The sequence below is a fragment of the Rhizobium sp. WSM4643 genome, from assembly GCF_025152745.1.
Lineage (GTDB): Bacteria > Pseudomonadota > Alphaproteobacteria > Rhizobiales > Rhizobiaceae > Rhizobium > Rhizobium leguminosarum_I.
In genome coordinates, this window is record NZ_CP104040.1 from 809,878 (window position 1) to 826,016 (window position 16,139).

Annotated in this window: 17 protein-coding genes and 1 pseudogene; 15 read left to right on the forward strand and 3 right to left on the reverse strand. The window is 59.2% G+C overall.

Annotated features, from left to right (window positions below):
• Positions 1 to 27: 27 nt before the first annotated feature.
• Complete coding sequence (locus tag N1937_RS04025) at positions 28 to 711, reverse strand: winged helix-turn-helix domain-containing protein (protein ID WP_222295554.1); 684 nt, start codon at positions 709 to 711, stop codon at positions 28 to 30.
• 441 nt (positions 712 to 1,152) lie between these two features.
• On the opposite strand from N1937_RS04025, the gene N1937_RS04030 reads away from it, so the two are divergent.
• Both N1937_RS04030 and N1937_RS04035 read left to right on the forward strand, forming a co-directional pair.
• Positions 1,153 to 2,274 (forward strand): NADH:flavin oxidoreductase/NADH oxidase, encoded by a 1,122-nt coding sequence (locus N1937_RS04030; protein ID WP_017963258.1) that lies wholly within the window; start codon positions 1,153 to 1,155, stop codon positions 2,272 to 2,274.
• 200 nt (positions 2,275 to 2,474) lie between these two features.
• Positions 2,475 to 2,846, forward strand: coding sequence for a hypothetical protein (locus N1937_RS04035; protein ID WP_260057531.1), 372 nt, complete (start codon positions 2,475 to 2,477; stop codon positions 2,844 to 2,846).
• Positions 2,847 to 2,942: 96 nt separating this feature from the next.
• On the opposite strand, the gene N1937_RS04040 is transcribed toward N1937_RS04035, so the two are convergent.
• Both N1937_RS04040 and N1937_RS04045 read right to left on the reverse strand, forming a co-directional pair.
• Positions 2,943 to 3,743: an SMP-30/gluconolactonase/LRE family protein gene (locus N1937_RS04040; protein ID WP_260057532.1), complete on the reverse strand. Its 801-nt coding sequence runs from the start codon at positions 3,741 to 3,743 to the stop codon at positions 2,943 to 2,945.
• A gap of 223 nt (positions 3,744 to 3,966) precedes the next feature.
• On the reverse strand, positions 3,967 to 4,845 hold the full coding sequence (locus N1937_RS04045; RefSeq protein WP_260057533.1) for an SDR family oxidoreductase: 879 nt from the start codon (positions 4,843 to 4,845) through the stop codon (positions 3,967 to 3,969).
• A gap of 125 nt (positions 4,846 to 4,970) precedes the next feature.
• Here N1937_RS04045 and N1937_RS04050 point away from each other — a divergent pair, with 125 nt between their 5' ends.
• The 13 genes and pseudogenes from N1937_RS04050 to N1937_RS04105 all read left to right on the forward strand — a co-directional run bounded on the left by N1937_RS04050 (position 4,971) and on the right by N1937_RS04105 (position 15,691).
• The gene (locus N1937_RS04050) at positions 4,971 to 5,615 is read left to right on the forward strand and encodes a TetR/AcrR family transcriptional regulator (RefSeq protein ID WP_162118203.1); all 645 of its coding nucleotides are present in this window, start codon (positions 4,971 to 4,973) and stop codon (positions 5,613 to 5,615) included.
• A gap of 101 nt (positions 5,616 to 5,716) precedes the next feature.
• On the forward strand, positions 5,717 to 6,451 hold the full coding sequence (locus N1937_RS04055; RefSeq protein ID WP_260057534.1) for an NADPH-dependent F420 reductase: 735 nt from the start codon (positions 5,717 to 5,719) through the stop codon (positions 6,449 to 6,451).
• Positions 6,452 to 6,519: 68 nt separating this feature from the next.
• Positions 6,520 to 6,906 (forward strand): GFA family protein, encoded by a 387-nt coding sequence (locus N1937_RS04060; protein WP_260057535.1) that lies wholly within the window; start codon positions 6,520 to 6,522, stop codon positions 6,904 to 6,906.
• Between the two features lie 121 nt (positions 6,907 to 7,027).
• Positions 7,028 to 7,324, forward strand: a complete 297-nt coding sequence (locus N1937_RS04065; protein WP_017963265.1) for a DUF982 domain-containing protein — start codon at positions 7,028 to 7,030, stop codon at positions 7,322 to 7,324.
• Between the two features lie 423 nt (positions 7,325 to 7,747).
• On the forward strand, positions 7,748 to 8,842 hold the full coding sequence (locus tag N1937_RS04070; RefSeq protein WP_170278648.1) for a glycosyltransferase family 4 protein: 1,095 nt from the start codon (positions 7,748 to 7,750) through the stop codon (positions 8,840 to 8,842).
• Between the two features lie 15 nt (positions 8,843 to 8,857).
• Positions 8,858 to 11,062 carry an amylo-alpha-1,6-glucosidase gene (locus N1937_RS04075; protein WP_260057536.1) on the forward strand — a complete coding sequence of 735 codons (2,205 nt, stop codon included), beginning with the start codon at positions 8,858 to 8,860 and terminating at the stop codon, positions 11,060 to 11,062.
• 150 nt (positions 11,063 to 11,212) lie between these two features.
• Positions 11,213 to 11,701, forward strand: a complete 489-nt coding sequence (locus N1937_RS04080) for a hypothetical protein (protein WP_260057537.1) — start codon at positions 11,213 to 11,215, stop codon at positions 11,699 to 11,701.
• Positions 11,698 to 12,915, forward strand: coding sequence for an Nramp family divalent metal transporter (locus N1937_RS04085; protein WP_170261928.1), 1,218 nt, complete (start codon positions 11,698 to 11,700; stop codon positions 12,913 to 12,915). Before N1937_RS04080 ends, N1937_RS04085 begins: the two co-directional genes overlap by 4 nt.
• 1 nt (position 12,916) lies before the next feature.
• Positions 12,917 to 13,282: a hypothetical protein gene (locus tag N1937_RS04090; protein ID WP_222282078.1), complete on the forward strand. Its 366-nt coding sequence runs from the start codon at positions 12,917 to 12,919 to the stop codon at positions 13,280 to 13,282.
• A complete protein-coding gene (locus N1937_RS04095) occupies positions 13,279 to 13,578 on the forward strand; it encodes a PRC-barrel domain-containing protein (RefSeq protein ID WP_260057538.1) in 300 nt (99 codons plus the stop codon). The genes N1937_RS04090 and N1937_RS04095 overlap by 4 nt, the downstream gene beginning before the upstream one ends.
• A gap of 67 nt (positions 13,579 to 13,645) precedes the next feature.
• Positions 13,646 to 13,745, forward strand: a pseudogene (locus tag N1937_RS31510) (Crp/Fnr family transcriptional regulator); the annotation flags it as partial.
• A 344-nt stretch (positions 13,746 to 14,089) separates the two neighbouring features.
• Positions 14,090 to 14,551, forward strand: a complete 462-nt coding sequence (locus N1937_RS04100; protein ID WP_162118194.1) for a DUF2231 domain-containing protein — start codon at positions 14,090 to 14,092, stop codon at positions 14,549 to 14,551.
• Positions 14,552 to 14,995: 444 nt separating this feature from the next.
• Positions 14,996 to 15,691, forward strand: coding sequence for an SOS response-associated peptidase (locus tag N1937_RS04105; RefSeq protein ID WP_017963273.1), 696 nt, complete (start codon positions 14,996 to 14,998; stop codon positions 15,689 to 15,691).
• Positions 15,692 to 16,139: the final 448 nt, after the last annotated feature.

Here is a 16,139-nt window from a genome sequence, read left to right on the forward strand (position 1 = left end):
AGGATCTTCAGGCCGATGGGCTTGAAATCATCCTGTTCGAGGCGCGTGCAGGCTGTATCCGGTGTTGCGGACCGTGTGCAGAAGCTGGGCCTGGAACGGCTTGTCGACCTTGGCCCTGAGCCGGCTGATATGGGTCTCGACGACGCTGGTCTTCGGATCGAAGTGGAAGTCCCAGACCCGCTCCAGCAGCATCGTCTTGGTGATGACCCGGCCTTCGCCGCGCATCAGCACCTCGAGCAGGGTGAATTCGCGCGGCTGCAGCTCGATCACCTGGCCGGCGCGGCGGGCCTCCCGCCGGATCAGATCGAGCTCGAGATCGGCCACCTTCAGCACCGTCCTCTGCTCCTGCACCGGCGGCCGGCGGCCGAGCGCATTGACGCGCGCCATCAACTCGGAGAAGGCAAAGGGTTTGACCAGATAATCGTCACCGCCCGCCTCCAGCCCCTCGACCCGATCGTCGACGCCGCCGACCGATGTCAGGAACAGCGCCGGTGTGCCGACCTTGGCCGCCCGAAGCGAACGCACGATCGCCAGCCCATCGAGACCCGGCAGCATGCGATCGACGACGATGACGTCATAGGCCTCGCGCTGCGCCTGAAACAGCCCATCGCGGCCGTCGCCGAACACGTCACAGACATGCCCCGCCTCGGAAAAGCCCTTGGCGATATAATCGGATGTTTTCCGGTCGTCCTCGATAAGCAGGATTCGCATCAGTCCGATCGTTCCCGGCATGCCTGGGGCGAGATTTAGCCGAGAGGATGGCTTGGCGACAACTTACGGATTGGTAAGATTTCGCGTTCCAATCCCTGACGACGCAATTCCGCCGGCGCCTGCGGGCCTCCGTGACATCCTCAACCTTTTCGAGCGTTTGTTAACGCTGCTCCTTCCATTTTGCTTGCAAGATAAAGCGTAAGCGGTGTTTTCCGCGCACATTGACCAAGCTCGGCTGGCCATTCCGAAAAATGCCGCTACAACATTGGTGGCAAGAATGCGCCAACAGCGGACGTTAGTCGATGGCGACGGTCGCCAACTAATAGCGTGCCAACGTGACTTGGCCGGGCGAGCTGCATCTGCGTATCGGGGGTTGCCAAGGCAGCTTAGTGATGCGCATCTAGCCGCGTATTTTCCTTCCAATTGTATCTGGCGGCCCTCATGTCCAAGCTCTTTTCACCGATCACCCTGCGTGGTGTCACGCTGCGCAACCGCACAGTCGTTTCCCCGATGTGCCAGTATTCGGCTCAGGATGGCTTTGCCAATGAATGGCACTATGTACATCTAGGGCGCTTCGGAATGGGAGGCTTCGGCTTGGTTCTGGTTGAGGCCACAGGGGTCCTGCCCGAAGGGCGCATTTCGTACGCCGACCTCGGTCTATGGAAGGACGAGCACATTGCCCCGCTTGCCCGGATCGTGAATTTCCTGCACGGCCAGGGTGCCGCCGTGGGCATTCAACTTAGCCATGCAGGCCGCAAAGCCTCGACGCCGGTTTGGCGGGATAAGGCAGATCAGCCCGCAACAGAAGAGCAGCGCCGCGCCGTTGGCTTCGAGCACTGGATTCCCGTAGGTCCGAGCGCACAATCGAACGACCCAACCAACGCTGACTATCAGGTCCCCAAAGCCCTCGACAGAGACGGCATCCGCCGTGTGGTCGACGGATTCGCGGCTGCTGCTACGCGCGCCAACCAGGCAGGCTTTGACACCGTTGAAATCCATGCCGCGCATGGTTACCTGCTCAATCAATTTCTGTCGCCGCTCGCCAACCATCGAACTGATGAATATGGCGGTAGCCGACTAAATCGAATGCGGCTGGTTCTGGAAGTCACCGAAGCCGTCCGCAGCGTGTGGCCAGCCGAAAAACCGCTCATCGTTCGCCTCTCGGTCAGCGACAACAATGCCGACGGCTGGCAGGTGGACGACAGCGTTGCCCTGGCCGCGGAACTGAAGGCACGTGGTGTTGATGCTATCGATTGCTCTAGCGGCGGCTTTGCTCAGGGCCGCATTAGGTCCGCTCCAGCCTATCAAGTCCCCTTCGCTAAGGCGGTAAAACAAGGCGCCGGTATCCCGACTATCGCAATCGGACTATTGGGCGATGCCTATGAAGCCGAAGCGTTCATTGAGAACGGCGATACAGATTTTATAGCTTTAGCGCGGGGCGCGCTCAACGATCCCAACTGGCCGCTCCATGCCAATCGCGAACTCGGCGGCGACTACACTCTTTGGCCGGTCCAGACCCGTCAAGTCGCTGAACGTGATCGCGTCCTTTCCTCTCCTCAGTGAAATTGGCGATGAGCCTCACGTCGGCCCCGCCGCGTCGTGAGAGCCTCCAATGTAGTGTCCATGGAGAAACTCCTTGTCGCTCGTCCATGGAAACTCGATCACAGATCAGGCGACAGCGGACAAGGTGGGGTCACAACACCGGTTACGATAAAGCAGCGTAGATTGGTGACGTCCGCACAACGCGATACGGGTTCGGTGAGATGGGTAAACTTTGGCAGCGGATCACCTATTACCGTCATCGCAGCGAGCTCTGGGCACTCGCTTTGGCGAAGCGGGGGCCTCGCTTGTCTATCTATCCGATCGGATTTATGCTCTGTTTCTGGTGGGGGATCGCTCCGTCGCTGATTCTTTTCCCGATTATTCTATTGCTCGAGAACAGCGGCCAGCTCGGCGAAACGATCTTGGCTCTCTTTTCAATCCCGGCTCTTGTGGTGCTGGGGTTCGCCTTGCCATGGTTCTCTAGCTGGTGTGACATTGCAGTCGGTCTGATGTTGGGTCGCTTCACGGCCGCGAGCGCCAAGGAGAAAGCCTTGGCGGAATCAATTCATGCCTACCGGACGAGGGCCAGTTGAGCCGCGGTGACAGCTTTCACAAACTCGATCGCAAGGGCCCCTTCTGGAGCGCGCTACGATCCGATCTTGTGTCCCGATGCGGCTACCACATGCCGACTAACCGTGAGGCCAACCCGCGCCGGCCGTCTCGACCTCGACGGACAAGAGCTGGCCAGTTCCGCCCATCTGGTCCATCTTGTCCATCCCGAACCATCTGGCGGCAGTAATGTAGAGGGTGGTTCGATCAGGTCCACCCAGCATGCAGGCGAATGCGCCGCGATCGAGCTTCACTTCATCGAGGAGCGCGCCGCCTTCACGAACCCTGCGGCAGTAGGCATTGGGGACGTCGGCGTACCAGATCGCGCCTTCAGCGTCGAAGCATATGCCATCGGGCGGCCCGGGAAGATCGGCCCAAACTCTTCGATGGGAGAGTTGCCCGTCGGCGGCGACATCAAACGATGTCAGCCGTTTCGCCCAGCTTTCGGCGCAAACCAGTGTGCGCCCGTCCGCAGAGAGAGCCATTCCGTTCGGAAACTGAAAGCCTTCCGCTTGTGTTTCGACCGTCCCGTCTGGACGTATCAGCAGGATCGCCGGGCCGTTGACGTAGATCCGGCCTTGCGGATCGATCACGATCTCGTTCCAGCCATTCGCTCCCAACTCGGCGAACTCTTCCAGTCCGGAGCCGTTGAACCGCAGCAGATGCGATGCCCCGGACGCGATGACGTACATGTCACCCTGTGGTCCGAAGTCGAATGACAGGGGCGGGGCTTTCGCCGCTGTCGCCACTCTGGCAGTTCCGTGCTCGCTGAAGGCGAGGATTTCGCCGCTTGTCCAATCCGCGAACCACAGCTCGCCGCCATGCCATCGTGGGCATTCGACCAGCCCCCGGTCTTCCAACCGAACCCTTGCCCTGTTCATTTCGGCCTCCTATCGCTCTGCGCCTGGGCCCGTCGAATGGAGCCACGGTGTAAAGACGAACAAGCAAAGCCGATGCCGACATGTGTCTGGCGAAAGGGCAATCACGGCCGCGACTGGTTACGCAGAAAGTGCCGCAAGCCTTGCCGGTATGCGGCGTCGCAAACGGGTCCGGAGTACCCCCTCAAAGGGCGGCGGGTGGCACCACCCGCCGACCCCAGAGTTCTCAGATCACGCTCGACATGCCGAGCGCGCTGAGCAGGTCGTTCTGAATTGGGCTTACCGCGTCGTTCAGCCGCTGCACTCCGAGGTCCATGCCTTCAGGCATGACGACCGTGCGCAACGGACGTCGTTCCGTGGCCTCGACCAGCCGTGCGATGGCATCGGCAACCATCTGGGGCCTCGGCGGGTTAGCCTCGTCATGTCCGTCGTTGGCGTGGGCTTTTATCTGACCCGGTATCGCCGCAACCTCGCCGTAGGATGCAAGCACGGTCTGGTCGGATGGCTCCGGGCTCGACGAGATGAGGTTGCTCGGGAATGGGCCTGGCTCGACGATGACGGAGTCGATTCCAAATCCCTTCAGTTCATACCGATAGGCTTCGGCAAGCGCTTCGAGCGCGAACTTGCTCGCGGAGTAGGTGCCGAAGAACGGAAAGACCACCCGCCCCATCAGCGATGTCACATGAACGAGCAACCCGCTGCCGGCGGCACGCATATGCGGCAGAGCGGCGCGGTCGGCCCGCATGGCGCCGAAGAAATTGACCGCAAATAGCCGTTCGACGTCCGCTATAGTGTAGGCTTCCGTGACCCCGACGGGCATTATTCCGGCATTGTTGATCAGGGCATCGATCTTTCCGTGCTGCTTGACGACCTGGTCGATCGTGGAATTGACCGACGCCTCGTTGGCAACGTCCATGTCAAGGACTTGCAGCACATGCCCTTCAGCTTTCGCCGCCTCGATAAGATCGCTCCGCACCTGGGCATTTCGCCCTTCGACGTCCCGCATGGTCGCAACCACCGTATGGCCCCGCCTTGCAAGCTCCAATACTGTGAGTTTCCCAAAACCACTGCTCGCACCGGTCACAACAACGACTTTTCCGCTCATCCTAAGTCCTTTCCATGAAATCCAAGGGGCGTCGCACCATATAGACAGACCTGTATGTACTTGCAATCACAAAGTTGACAGAATAGTCTGTCTATAAGCGGACAATGAATCCGAGGTGATGGAAGATGCCAACGCGCAGCGTGCTTGAATTTGTGGATGTGGAGGGACAACCGCTTAATGCGCTTTCCCCGCGAGAACGAATATTAAAGACGGCATCGGACCTGTTTTACCGGTTCAGCATCCACTCTGTCGGGATCGACCGCATCATTGCCGAAAGCGGCGTGGCGAAGATGACGTTCTACAAACACTTTCCATCGAAGGCCGACCTGATCGCTACCTATTTGCGTTACAAAACGGACACCTGGTTTCAGATGCTCGCAACCTCGACTGAAAGAGCCGGGCTGTCGCCGCTGGAGCGTGTCCTCGCTATTTTTGACGCGATGGAGGAACCGTTCCGCGCGCCTTCTTTCCGCGGCTGCCCATTCGTAAAGGGGTTAGCCGAGTTCGGACCGGAGGCCAATTCCCCAGACGTACAAGCGACCATCGCCGGGTATTTCAGGGGCTTGCATGAATTTGTTGCGTCACTCATCGAGCCCTTGGCATTGAGCAATCCCGAAAGAGCCGTGATCCAGATCCTGTCGCTCTTCCAAGGCGCGATCGTGATCGCACAATCGACGCGCGATCCTGCTATTGTGGAGGCAAACCGCGATGCAGCCAGAGTGTTGCTGGAAGATGCGTTGATCTCGTCGTCCGAACCCGGAGTTCGTTAGGTGGTGGGGTAGGCGACCGGCGCCACCATCGCTCGAGGTCGCGGCTTCCCACGTCTCCGCTGGAGTGCGTTGAATCCAATATTCGCAGCAAAGGAAATGTTATGAAGATCGGAATTATCGGCGCAGGGAACATCGGCGCGACGCTGGCGCGAAAGCTCGCGGCCGCTGGGCACGAGATCAAGCTTGCCAATTCCAAGGGCCCGGAATCTATTCGCGAGCTTGCAGCGAAAGTTGGTGCGACGGCAGCGACCAAGCAAGATGCCGTGGCGGGGGTGGATGTTGTGATCCTTTCCGTCCCGTTTTCGGCTCATCGCGATCTTGCCGATTTATTCGCAAATGTTCCCGAGAACGTCGTTGTCGTAGATACGTCCAATTACTACCCGTTCCGTGACGGAGCGATCGCCGACGTCGATGGTGGCAAACCGGAAGCGGTCTGGGTCAGCGAGCAGATCAACCGACCGATCGTTAAAGCCTGGAATGCGGTGCTTTCTGCGACGCTCGCGGAAAAAGGCGTAGACAAGTCGCAACCCGGCCGCATCGCCCTTCCGGTAGCGGGTGATGACCTCGAAAAGAAGTCGATTGTCATGCAACTGGTAGAGGCGACGGGCTTCGACGCTCTCGATGCCGGGGGTCTCGCGACCTCGTGGCGACAACAGCCAGGCACGCCTGCCTATTGCACGGAACTGTCTGCTGACGAGCTGCAAACGGCGCTCGAAAAAGCTAATCAGAACCGCTCGGCGGGCAACCGCGACGCCCTGATCAAGGTCTTCATGGACAAAGGCGGCAGCCTTACTCACGATGAAATCGTAGCCCGAAACCGCGCCGGGTCCGCGTGAGCGATAAGGCGACATCATGAAGTCCTCAGACTAATTTCACGCCGTGATGGCGGATGACGGGAGCTCTTATGCATAAAGGCAGCTGTCTCTGTGGCACAGTGAAATACGAAGTTCGCGGCGAGCTAGGTGCGGCGATCTATTGCCATTGTTCGCGTTGTCGCAAGGCGACCGCTACCGCATTCGCCAGCAATGCGCCCGTCGCGACCAGCGACTTCGTCATCATTGAGGGCGAGTCGGCGCTGAAGGCATTCGATTCTTCGCAAGGCGTTCATCGCCTCTTCTGTTCCAACTGCGGTTCGCCCATCATCAGTCGCCGCGATGCGGTGCCGGATGTCGTGCGCTTGCGGCTGGGGACGCTCGATACGCCGCTGCCAGCGCCGCCGAGCGCGCATTACTTCGTCGCCTCGAAGGCCGAGTGGTACGATATACACGACGACTTGCCACAGTTCGCGTAGCACATCATCGATGCCAGCACGAAAGCCATCCCCGGTGACGATCTCAGCCAAACCGCGATCTTGAAGAGCGGAATTCCGTTGCCTAAATCAGCGGCACTCACGCCATGAAAGGAGGTAAACGATGGCACTTGATACTTTTGAACACCCGATTTACGCGCAACGGAAGTACTTCGTGCAAGAGATCGCCGGGCTTGACGATCTTTTTGATTTTCTTGACGAATGGCCGGAGGAGAAACGCGATGTCACCTATGAGGTGATGTTGGACGCCTGCCAGAAAGCCGCCAACCGTCAACTTCCCGCGTCGGTCGTCGCGGCGAATTTCAGTCGCTTTCTCAGAACGCATGGCAAGCTCGCAGACATAGAAGACGTGCCCCCGCACCTGCGGCGGGTCAGCGATCGAAATGTCTCAGAGATCTAGTACCGAAGGTGATAGCCACGGCCCAGGGAGGCCCGAGGGGCGCGCGTCGCCCAGCTCATCCGTCCGGTTGAAAGTAGATGTCCTGGTAGGCGTTCAACGCCCTGGAGCCATCCGCAATTGCCGAGCGGTTCGACCGGGCTCCCTGCGTTCGCAATGACCACACTTCGAAGACGACGTCGGCGGCTGCCTGCGAAAGCGACGCGCTGTTGCGGAGGAAGACCAGCTAGCGAGCCATTGCGCCGGAACCAAAACACGCTCGCTGAGTTCGGCAAAATGAAGTCCTGATGGGACTGGGAAGGCCTACTGGAAAGGAGGACGCAGGAAGCAGCCGTTGCAAATTTAGGATTCAACTGCCGCATGCCTTTTAGTATGCGGCCCCGATTTTTGCGGTCGACTCTCTGCTCACCTGAGGAGATTTTGCCGATGAAGATCGCTCAGATTGCCCCGCTTGCAGAAAGTGTTCCGCCGAAATTATACGGGGGAACCGAGCGGATTGTTTCGTATCTTACCGAAGAGCTGGTGGCCCAAGGCCACGATGTGACGCTGTTTGCCAGCGGTGATTCCGTTACCGATGCCCGCCTCGTGCCGTGCTCGAACGTTGCCCTGAGGCTAAATCCCGCCATCAAGGACCACCTGCCGCACCAGATCCTTATGCTTGAGGAAATCCGCAGGCGCGCGCCCGAATTCGATGTCCTGCATTTTCATGTCGATCTGCTGCATTTCCCGCTGATCCGACATTTTGCCGACCGCACCGTAACAACGCTGCATGGGCGGCTCGACCTGCCTGATCTCTGGCCTTTCTACAAGGCGTTTCCGGATATTCCCCTGGTATCGGTCTCCAATGACCAACGCCACCCAATGCCGCCGGTCAACTGGTTGGGGACGGTCTATCACGGCCTGCCCGCTAGCCTCCTGTCTTTCACGGAAAAGCCGGCGGGCGGTTACCTCGCGTTCCTCGGACGGATCGCTCCGGAGAAGCGGCCTGACCGGGCGATTGAAATCGCCGCCAAGGTCGGCATGCCGCTGAAGATCGCCGCCAAGATCGACAATGCCGACAAACATTATTGGGAAACGGCAATTCAGCCGATGGTGATGAGCCATCCGAACGTTGAGTTCATCGGCGAGATCAACGATCATCAGAAGGCGGACTTCCTGGGCAATGCCGGCGCGTTGCTTTTCCCGATCGACTGGCCTGAGCCCTTCGGGCTTGTGATGATCGAGGCGATGGCCTGCGGCACACCGGTTCTGGCCTTCCGCTGCGGCTCGGTCCCGGAGGTGATCGACGACGGGATCTCGGGAATTTTGGTCGATACCGTTGCCGAAGCTGTCGAGAACGTCGAATGGGCACTGCAGCTTGATCGACGCAAGGTGCGGGCGAACTTCGAGCGACGCTTTACTGCGGGACGTATGGCAAGAGACTATCTCGCGGTCTACGGCCAGCTGCACGGATTTTGCGCAAAAGCCGCGCACCGCCGGCGCCCGAACCCTGAGATATCCATTGGCCAGGTTGTGGCATAAAAACCGGAGGCGACAATGACGACATCGGCAGGCGGCAATCCAAATCCCGCCGCAATGAAACAAGTGGCGCCGATAGCGCAGTTCTTCATTCCCGCTGCCGCGTCGCTGCAGGAACGGCAACCACGTACACTGAAGCATGGCGATACATTCGCGGTCTTCGACCACAATGGCGATGCTCTTTCCGGACCAGGAAGTCCCGACGGGCTCTTTCACCGCGACACGCGATATCTTTCGCATCTCTACCTGACGCTCGAGGATAGGCGTCCGATGCTGCTGTCGTCGACATTGCGCGACGACAACGCCACGCTCACCTGCGATCTCACAAACCCGGACTTCCTTGGCAAAGATGGAAAGCTGCGTCTCGAGCATGATCTCATCCATATTCGAAGGACACGCTTTCTATGGGCGGGGCGTTGTTATGAGCGCCTGGCAGTGACGAACTATGACGACAGCGATCATCACCTGCGGATGAAGCTGCAATTCTTTTCGGACTTTGCCGACCTCTTCGAAGTGCGAGGCACCGTGCGGGCAAAAAGAGGCCGTAGCCTGCCGGCCGTCATCGAAGATGGAAGCGTCCTTCTGTCCTATATCGGCCTCGATGGAAAAACACGGACAACCCGCGTCTCGTTCGATCCGGCTCCCGATGAACTCGCACCGGATCTGGCGGTCTACGACCTCCACTTGAGCGCGCGCGGCAGTCGCTCGATCTTCATCGAGATCGACTGCGACCGTTCGGACAAGGATCGCCGCGTCAACGGCTTTTTCCTGGCCATGCGCGATGCTCGACGGGCATTGCGATCGTCGATGGCAAGGACGGCATCGGTCTCGAGTTCCAACCAGATCTTCAATCAGCTTGCGCGGCGAAGCGTGTCCGACCTTTACATGTTGATCACCGACACGCCTGAAGGGCCGTACCCTTATGCCGGGACGCCGTGGTTCAGCACGGTGTTCGGCCGCGATGCGATCATCACCGCGCTGCAGACGCTCTGGCTGGATCCAGCCATCGCAAAGGGGGTGCTTCGCCATCTCGCCGCCAACCAGGCGACCGAGATCAATCCCGCTTCGGATGCCGAACCCGGCAAGATCCTCCATGAGGTTCGCTTCGGTGAAATGGCCGAGCTGGGGGAAGTTCCGTTCCGCCGTTACTACGGCAGCGTCGATTCGACCCCGCTGTTTGTCATGCTGGCGGGCAGCTACCTGGACCGCACCGGTGACACGGCGACCCTTCATCAGCTTCTGCCGCATATCGAGGCGGCGCTGACCTGGATCGACGAATATGGCGACCGCGACGATGACGGCTTCGTCGAATACGGGCGCCAGACCTTGGAGGGCTTGATCAACCAGGCCTGGAAGGACAGCCACGATTCGGTCTTTCATGCGGACGGGACACTCGCCAAAGGGCCGATCGCGATTGCCGAGGTACAGGCCTATGTCTATGGCGCGTGGCAAGCGGGCGCGGAGATATTCCGCCGGCTCCACCGGCCCGAGCGCGCGGCGACATTGCTGGCGAAGGCAGAAGCGCTGCGGCGTGCTTTCGACCGCCGTTTCTTCGACGAGGAACTCGGTACGTTCGTGCTGGCGCTGGACGGAGACAAGCGAGCCTGTCGGGTTCGCTCTTCGAATGCCGGCCATGCTCTCATGACCGGCATTGCCTACCCCGAAAGAGCCGAACAGGTGGTTCGCACCTTGATGAACGCCTCGTCCTTCTGCGGCTGGGGCATTCGCACCATTCCCGCCACCGAGGCGCGCTACAACCCGATGAGCTACCACAACGGCTCGATCTGGCCGCACGACAATAGTCTGATCGCCATGGGGCTTGCGCGCTACGGCTTCAAGGCAGCAGCAGCGCAGATCTTTGAAGGTCTGTTCGCAGCCTCGACCTATATCGATCTACGCGGGCTTCCCGAGCTGTTCTGCGGTTTTTCCCAACGGCGGTCGCATGGACCGACCTTCTATCCCGTGGCGTGCTCCCCCCAGGCCTGGGCCGCCTCAGCGCCTTTGTCGTTGCTGCAATCGTGCCTCGGCCTGGATTTCGACCCGAACGCCTCACAGATCAGCTTCAACCAGCCGCGCCTGCCGGCATTCCTGGATGAGATCACCCTGCGGCATCTTATGGTTGGCTCCGGATCCGCTGACGTCGCCATTCGCCGATCCGGCCGACAGGTCGTCGTAGACGTCGTGGGTCGCAAGGGAGATGTACGCGTTCTCACGACCGCTTAGTTCGGCAACCTCCGCAGCATCTGCTCGGCGGCCCCACCCAAAGGTGCCCCCTGCGCTTGCGCACAAATTTGGAACTTAGACGATCGATAGCGGGTTAGTTGATGATCGAAATTTTATGACATTGCCTTGTTTGCAGTGAGGAGATGCATTTTGATCCAGTGTTTGTTGCGGAGCAGCTCTACCGACGTTGCAAAAGCTTCGATATCACAACTTTCGCGGCATAAGAGGCGAGGCAGGTTTCCTCCATTTTGGAAAATAGCTTTATCGGCGTTTCTATCGCTGTCCCTCGTCTCCTGCACGAACGAGAATGAGCGGTTCGATAAGCAAATGCAGCAGATCCTCTCCTGGAGTGCCAGCGCCGAAATGATCCTCGATGCCCGCATCGCTAAAAATGTTCCAGAAGGTTTCACCGATCTCGCAGTCGAGAAATGCCAGACGGAGATCTCCGATATCGCATCACAGCTGCCGCAAACGGCGCGAACCGCCCACGCCAGAGCTGCCGTCGTCATGCTGAATGGATTGATCTCTGCGGCGCATGACGAGATTGGCCATGGCCGCCTTGAACAGGGGCACCAGCACATCGCCGAGCTCCACCGCTATCAGGCCGAACAGCGTTCGACCCTTGGAGCGGGCGGATGAAAAAGCTGCTTCAGATATCACTTGGAATCGTAACCAGCGTCGGAGGGTTTATCGAAACCGGTCAGATTGCGACCTCGGCCCAGGCCGGCGCAGCATATGGATTCAGCCTGCTTTGGGCCATTGCCATTGGTACAGTCTGCCTCATTTTCCTGATCGAAATGTCCGGGCGATTTGCCATCGCCAGCCACCACACCGTTGCGGATGGAATGAGAGAGCGATTTGGATCGAACTATTTTCTGCTCACGCTGCTGATCGTTTCGATCGTCAATCTTCTCGTCCTGGCGTCGGAGATCGGCGGCGTTACCCTGGCATTGCAGTTCGTCAGTGGCGTGGACTATCAGTGGTGGGCCTTGCCTGTCGCCTTCATCGTGTGGCTTCTGCTCTGGAAGGGCACGTTCGGCATGATCGAGGACGGCGTCGCTATACTGGGCCTGGTAGCGCTGTGCTTCGTGGTCGGGGTATTCGTCATGGATCCGCCCTGGCTGGAGGTGGCCAAAGGTCTGGTGCCGACGCTGCCAGACAAACAGCCGCTGCACTATGGATTCATTGCCGTCAGCATTCTCGGTGCCGTCATCGCTCCGTTCCTGTTCCTGTTCTACTCGTCAGGCGCAATCGAAGAAAAATGGGACAAGAGCTTCTTTGGCGCCAATCGCGTAATCTCGACGCTCGGCATGAGCTTTGGCGCCGTCATCGCAGCCGCAATCTTGATCGTGGCGGCACTCGCCTACCCGCCGCGCGGCATCACCGACATCGAAGGGTATGACCAAATTGCGCCGATCTTGACTCCGGCTTTGGGCAAATGGGGTTTTTACCTGTTTGCAGCCTCGCTTGGCATCACCTGCTTGGGCGCCGCGCTGGAAGCTAGCCTTGGTCAGGCCTATCTGGTTGCCCAGGGTTTCGGCTGGAACTGGTCGGAAGACGCCAAGCCGAGGACCAACCCGGCCTTCTCGCTCGTCTATACAGGTTTCATCGCAGTTGCCTTCATGCCGATCGCGATTGGGGTCGATCCTCTCCAACTCACTATTTTTTCGATGGCGATCACGGCCTTGGCCTTGCCCTTTGGCGTGGTTCCGTTTTTGTTTTTGATGAACGATCGGAATTATGTCGGCGATCATGGCAATGGATGGATCAGTAACACTGCCGTGCTGGTCATCATCGGCCTCTCGTTTATCGTCGCTCTCATAACCATTCCGTTGCAAATATTCGGAGGATGATATGCTTCTGATCCGCGACGTTCTTGACAAGCAAATGGTTGACAAAGAGCAAAATCGTATCGGTAAGGCAGACGGGATCGTCCTGTCCCTGTCTGATGGGAACGCGCCCGAGGTCGCGTTCATTGAGATGGGCAGTTTGACACTGTCGCGGCGGCTGGGCCGCCGGCCCCATCGCTGGATGCTTTGGATTCGCAGGGCCGCAGGCGCAGAGGGTGCGGCCGAGATTTTTCGTGTGCCATGGGCAAAAGTGAGAGACGTGGGTGTCGACATCGAAGTGGACGTGGATCGACGCGTGACGCCGTTGGGGCGATGCCAGGAATGGCTGGAGCAGCACGTGATCAACCGGATACCGGGAGGGCAATCATGAAAGAGGTCCAGCTCGAGTTGCTTCTGGGCAAACAGGTCTACGACCTTGACGGCAAGCCTGTCGGGCGTGTGGAAGAGGTCAGGGCAGAAGCACGCGGTGAGAATTTTTATGTCATCGAGTATCACCTCGGTGCTTACGGCCTTTTTGAACGGCTGTCCGCCCTGGCCATTGGCCGCGCCGTTCTGACCGCCCTGGGGGCGGCAGGACCTGGCAGCAAGAAATTGGTACCATGGGACCAGCTCGACATAAGTGATCCAGAGCATTTGCAGGTGACATGCCGCAAAGCCGCTCTATAGCCTCTTGGTTGAATCGGTCGGCAATAATCGATTGTAGATTGCGATCGCTCTCCCACCAAGACCCTGCGGCAACGTCCGCATCCTGGATCGCGACAAGCCGATCGAGATCGCCGGCGGCTGCTATGGGGTCCCCCGAGCAGGCGTACCAGCGGCTGATCGACCGGCCGAATCTGAGGTGGTTCGTCCGGTCGCGCGCCCCGGCAGACCGCATGCCATCGTCGCGCGGTAGCCCAGAAGCTGCCTCCGGCATTGACACGATCAAGCAGAAGGACGTCAGGCCCGTGGGTCGGTGATCCCGATCGCGGCCAGCCGTGATCCCGATCGCGGCCAGCCGTGATCCCGATCGCGGTTCAGTCGTGATCTCAAAGTCGTTGTCATGAACGATAAGCCCTGGAAAACCTGAAGCCTTCGCAAACCTGCTCGAAATTGCCTTCATCCCCGACGAGCCGGGAACCGAACATGCCGCCGTTTGTTTTCACAGCGCATAAGCTGAGCACGTCGGAGCGAGCACATGAACCCGAAAAGCACGTTGAGCATCGCCGGCCATCCGATCCATCCCATGTTGATCCCGTTCCCGGTGGCCTTCTTCGTCGGAACGCTTGTCACCGATATCCTTCACAGCCAGTCCGGCGACCCGTTCTGGCCGGCGGCGTCGAACTGGATGCTGGCGGCCGGCCTCGTCATGGCAGCACTGGCGGCACTCGCCGGATTGACCGACTTCTTCGGCGATAGCCGCATCCGCAGCTTGCGGGCTGCGTGGTTTCACATGATCGGCAACATCGTCCTCGTTCTGATCGAGGCCGTCAGCCTTTGGCGTCGGGTCGTACAGGGCCCTGATTTCATCGTGCCGACCGGGCTGGCGCTGTCTTTGATCGCCGTTGCGCTGCTGCTGTTCAACGGCTGGAAAGGCTGGGAAATGGTGTATCGTCACCGGGTCGGCGTCAGCGAAGAAACCGGCAATTCAACGCGGTGAGGGAGGCGGCAAACGTCCGCACGTCTAGCGTCCTCTGGCCGACGGACAACTCTCCTTGCGGCGCGCAAGGACTCGAGCCGGGTTTAGATCGCCTTCAGTCCGTAGCTGTCGTTTAGCGATCTCGAGGTAGACGACCGCTTCGCGCCCGGTCCGGTCCATTCACAAAAAGAGGACCATGGAGCGGAAGCATAGCGAGCATTCCGTGCCGGCGAGCGCCGCCAGCTGCTTGCGACTGCCCTGTAAGCCGGATGTTGTTTGACACCAGGTTCCGGAATTACAGGGAATATTACGGGGCGGATCCTCCCACTTCATCAGCAACGTCTTAAAAAGCAATTGCCCCGGATTGGGTATCGATTGTTCGGTTCCGCACGGGAACGGTTCTGTTGCCTTGACCTGCCGAGGCAGGATTACATCTAAATAAGTAGTTCCCAATGGCATGGTCGAATGTGTAGTCGCGTTTATATCAAGGAATCGCTTCACGAGCTTGCGCGTAGGTTCGCTTTCGCCGGACAAGGCGACCTTGACGGCTTGGTTGACCGCATCCCTCGATATAACGGCGCGCCGCGGCTGGTCTACGCGATCATCATCCAAGACGCAGGGCCGGAGACGGATATCATGGCGCCGGTCTTTGCAATGGCGGTATGGGGCCTGGTGCCCGCATTGATGAAACCGAGCGACCGGCGTCTCCCATTGATCAATATTCGCTGCGAAAACATTGCCACGCATGGACTTTCCGGACCTGCCTATCGGTCGCGCCGCTGCCTGATCCCAGTCAATGGCTTCTTTGAGTGGAAGTACGCCAGCGGCCGGGACAAACAACCTTATGCTGTCGCGATGAAGACCGACGTTCTGTTCGCTCTTGCCGGCATTTGGGAGGTCTGGCGTCACCCGGCTGGCATCGATATCCGCACCTTCGCTGTCATCACCTGCCCGTCGAATGAGTTGATGGCGAACATCAGTAAGCGAATGCCCGTCATCCTCCGTCAAAAGGATTATGAGCGCTGGCTATCTCCTGATCCAAATCCATCCGACCTGATGAAGCCATACCCGGCGGAGCTTATGACCATGTGGCCGACCGGAACGGGCGTTGACAGCCTGAAGAACACCGGCCCCGAAATCATCCAACCCGGTTGCTCTTGATCCGCAGCGTTGGAATTGTCGGCCTAGCTGAGGGGCCGCAACCGCCGTCCATGCTGCCATGACGTCAGCCATCTTGAAAAGGAATAGAGTATCGCGCACCTGAACACAATAAGAACATCGGCGCTGCGGCCGCCAAATCTGAAGATCAGAACGTCTTGCTCATAAGCAGGATAGGAACCGGAGCCCCGCCACGCTCGTCGAAGAATTTCTTGACGGGTTGGTACCAGCAGGCGCGATATAGTGGCTCTCCGGCCGCGGTAGCTGCCAGCTCAGCACGGGCGAAACCCTCGGCCTTGGCGGCAGGCTCTTTTGGCCCTTCGAAAATCTGAAATCTTCGCCAACCTGCTCAAATCTCGAGGGCGGCGGCAAACGTCCGCAAACTCCATCGCAAGAGCTTCTCTTGGGCCGGCATAGGGACGGTTTCGCGTGCTCTGGCCGACAGCCAACT